Annotated in this window: 4 protein-coding genes; all 4 read left to right on the forward strand. The window is 57.4% G+C overall.

Annotated elements, in window-relative coordinates; genetic code table 11:
- Positions 1 to 259, forward strand: a 259-nt coding sequence (locus F8J34_RS00825) for a hypothetical protein (RefSeq protein WP_297055400.1), incomplete at its 5' end; no start/stop codon positions are given.
- Between the two features lie 13 nt (positions 260 to 272).
- Entirely contained in the window at positions 273 to 2,387 is a 2,115-nt protein-coding gene (locus F8J34_RS00830; RefSeq protein ID WP_297055403.1) for a molybdopterin-dependent oxidoreductase, read from the forward strand.
- Entirely contained in the window at positions 2,384 to 2,857 is a 474-nt protein-coding gene (locus F8J34_RS00835; RefSeq protein ID WP_297055406.1) for a 4Fe-4S dicluster domain-containing protein, read from the forward strand. The genes F8J34_RS00830 and F8J34_RS00835 overlap by 4 nt, the downstream gene beginning before the upstream one ends.
- Positions 2,858 to 2,944: 87 nt before the next feature.
- Positions 2,945 to 3,712, forward strand: a 768-nt coding sequence (locus tag F8J34_RS00840) for a DNA repair protein RadA (protein WP_297055408.1), incomplete at its 3' end; no start/stop codon positions are given.

The following is a 3,712-nucleotide window of genomic DNA, read 5'->3' on the forward strand; positions in this document are numbered from 1 at the left end:
AGAGTTTCCGCTTCCCTTTCGGGTGCCGTTTCTGGGGAGTACGGTCCACTATCTTTTCACCTTCGGGATGCTCTATCTTTTTGCCTACTGGTTTTTCGGGCTGATCAAGCGTAGGTTGCCCCTTTTTTCCCGGTGGGAGAGGAGGCTTGAGGAGACCGGGTCCACGGTGCGGCGGATGAGAAGCCTGGCCGAAGTGCTGGAAAAAAGGATCCGGATGGCGGAAGGCGGCCCGGATCGGGCCGGGAAAAATTTAGCCTAGAAGGGAGGTAAACATGGGGAGAACGGTTTGGAGCGTTTGTGGTATGTGTACGGTAAGGTGTCCCATTCGGGTAGAGGTGGAGGATAACGAGGTGAAATGGATCGAGGGCAATCCCTATCTTCTGGGCGGAAGTCTGTGCGCCCGGGGTGGGGCCGGGGTGGCCCTTCTCAACGATTGCGAGAGACCCCAAACCCCCATGATCCGGAGCGGACCCCGGGGATCGGGAAAATGGGAACAGGTAAGCTGGGAAAAGGCCATCCAATACGTGGCGGAAAAACTGGAAAAGATCATCGCCCGCTATGGGGCCCGCTCGGTGGTGGTAAGCACCCGGGGTGGGCCTTGGCAGGATCTATTCAAGGCCTTCACCTTTGCCCTGGGATCCCCCAACTATACCAATCACGATAGTGCCTGCGGCAGAAATGTCCATCACGCTAGTCTTTCCGTTTACGGTCTGGGACGGAAGGGTTTTGATCTGGACATTCGTAACACCGAGCATCTCGTTCTCTTCGGTCGCAACATTCTCTCTTCACTGGGGGTGGCAGAGGTCAATCAGGTTATGGATATGCTCGATCGGGGAGGGCGTCTCACCTATGTAGATGTAAGACAGACCCTCACCGGAATTAAGGCTCATCGTTTCTGGCTGGTGCGTCCGGGTACGGATTACGCCCTACTTCTGGGCATTATTAACGAGGTGCTGCGCCAGGGAGCCTACGATAAGGAATTTGTGGATCGATATACCGAGGGTTTTGAGGAACTGGCTGCCTTTGTGGAGCCCTATACCGCGGAGTGGGCGGCCCGGGAGTGCGGAATCCGAGCCGGGGAGATCAAAAAGTTCGTGGAAGAGATCGCTACCCAGCGACCGCGGGTGATCTTCCATCGGGGATGGATGCTGGCCCGCTACCGGGATTCTTTCTACGCCAGCCGGGCCATTCATATCCTTAATGTGCTTATGGGGAATATCGAAATCCCCGGAGGGCAGATCATAGCCAAGGGAGCCGCGGATTGCGGGGTTCAGCCTCCTCGGAACTTTACCTCCCGGGTAAAAAAACCCGAAGAGAAACGTGCCGATGGAGTGGGCTGGAAATACCGGCACTTTGACCCCGGGGTGGGGCTTTTTCATCTTTTTTACGAGGCTATGCTCACCGAGGATCCCTATCCGATAAAGGCCCTCATCTGTTACCGACACGATCCGCTGACCTGTTTTCCGGATCCCGAAGCCCAGAAGGAAGCCCTGGAACGATGTGAGCTCCTGGTGGCCATCGATACCCATTACAGTGAATTTGCCTGGTGGAGCGATGTTATTCTTCCGGAATCCACCTATCTGGAAAGGGAGACTCCTGTGGCCCTAAAGAGAGGGGCCAAACCTTATCTTTTTCTCCGCCAGAGGGCGGTGGAGCCCCGTTTCAACACCCGGGCCAACTGGGAAATCGTCTCCATGCTCGCCGAACGACTTGGGCTCACGGACTTCTTTCCCTTCCGCAGGATCGAGGAGATCTGGGAATGGCAGCTGGAGCCCACAGGCTATCGACCGGAGGACTTCCAGGAAAAGGGTTTCATTCCTCTAACCGATCACCCCATTCTCTATCCCCGGGACCAGCTGGAGGGAAAGTTCAAGACCCCTTCGGGGAAGATAGAATTCGTGAGTCGGAAGCTCGAATCCCTGGATATTCCCTCCTTCAAGGCCTATCAATCTCCGGCCAGACCTCCCAAGGGTCGGTATCGTCTGGTGTTCGGTCGGGCTCCGGTACATACCCATGGTCACACCATCAACAATCCGCTTCTCAACGAGCTCATGCCGGAGAACACCCTCTGGATCAACCAGCGCGAGGCCCAGAAACTGGGCATCGAGGAGGGAGATCTGGTGGATGTGATCGCCGAGACGGTGAAGTTTACCGTCAAGGCCCACGTTACCGAATTTATCCATCCCGAAGCGGTTTATACCGTGCACGGATTCGGAAGGGAGGTGCCTTATCAGAGTCGTTCCTACAAGGTGGGACTTTCGGATCAGAAGCTCATGGAGGGGCTCCTACAGCACATGGATCCGGTGGGGGGCGGCCTGTGTCTTTGCGAAAAGTTCGTGACCATAAGGCGCAGCCCCCAAAACCCTAAAAGGAGGGTGGAACTATGAATCTGCGTAGATATACCCTTTACCATAATGCCAAGAGGTGTATCGGGTGTCATGCCTGCGAGATTCACTGCAAGGTGAATAAGAGTCTGCCGGTGGGGCCCATCCTCTGTGAGATCTCTTGCCAGCCCTTAAAAAGAGTCAAGAATATCCCCAAGACCGAGTTCCTTTTTCGGTCCTGTTATCACTGTGATGATCCTCTTTGTGTGGCGGCATGTCCAACCGGGGCCATGAAAAAGCGGGAGGATGGGATAGTTTTCGTGGATGAGACCCGGTGTGTGGGATGTATGCTCTGTGCAGGGGCCTGCCCCTGGCACATTCCTCAGTACAATCCGGCCACCGGAAAGGCCATCAAATGTGATCTCTGTAAGGATCGGATCGACCGGGGGCTCAAGCCGGCCTGCGTGAGCAAATGTACCACCAAGGCCCTGGAGCTGGTGGAATTAAGACCCTGGGGAGAGCCCCCGGGTTAGGGGAGAGGTCGCGATTCGGACTTAAAGGGGGAGGTTCAAACCTCCCCCTTTATTTTGTTTGCGGGACCCAGTAAATATGATAAGAACATGGCTTTTTATTGTCGTGAATGCGGTTATCGTTCCGTGAAGTGGCTGGGGCGGTGTCCGGGATGCGGGGCCTGGGATACCCTGATAGAGGAGCCGGCCCCGGATAAGGTCCGCAGGAAGTCCTCTCGCCGGGCTCAAATCCTTAAGTTGGCGGAAGTGGCCAGCACCCGGGTTCAGCGGTATCCCTCGGGAATCTCCGAACTGGATCGGGTGTTGGGTGGGGGGCTGGTTCCGGCCTCCCTGGTCCTGATCGGCGGGGACCCCGGGATAGGAAAATCCACCCTTCTCCTTCAGGTGGCCCGGGAGTATGTGCGCCGGGGCTGGCGGGTGGTCTATCTCTCCGCCGAGGAATCCGCGGCCCAGGTGCGTCTGCGAGCCGAAAGGCTCTCCGTGCCCGGGGAACTGGAGCTGGTGGTGGAGAACGATCTCTCCGCGGTGCTGGAAACCCTGGGGGAGGAACCGCCCCGGGTCCTGATCGTGGATTCCATCCAGACCGTTTATCTCCCGGAGCTATCCTCGGCTCCGGGTTCGGTTTCCCAGGTGCGGGAAGCCGCGGCCCGACTCCTGCGCTGGGCCAAGGAAAGGGACACCGCGGTCTTCATCGTGGGGCACGTAACCAAGGAGGGGGCGCTGGCCGGACCCCGGGTACTGGAACACCTGGTCGATGTGGTGCTTTACTTTGAGGGGGAACGCTCCGGTCCCTATCGCCTCCTGCGGGCGGTCAAGAATCGTTTCGGGCCGGTGGATGAGATCGGGGTCTTTGAGATG

Origin of the sequence: Thermosulfurimonas sp. (assembly GCF_015491435.1) — a bacterium.
GTDB lineage: Bacteria > Desulfobacterota > Thermodesulfobacteria > Thermodesulfobacteriales > Thermodesulfobacteriaceae > Thermosulfurimonas_A.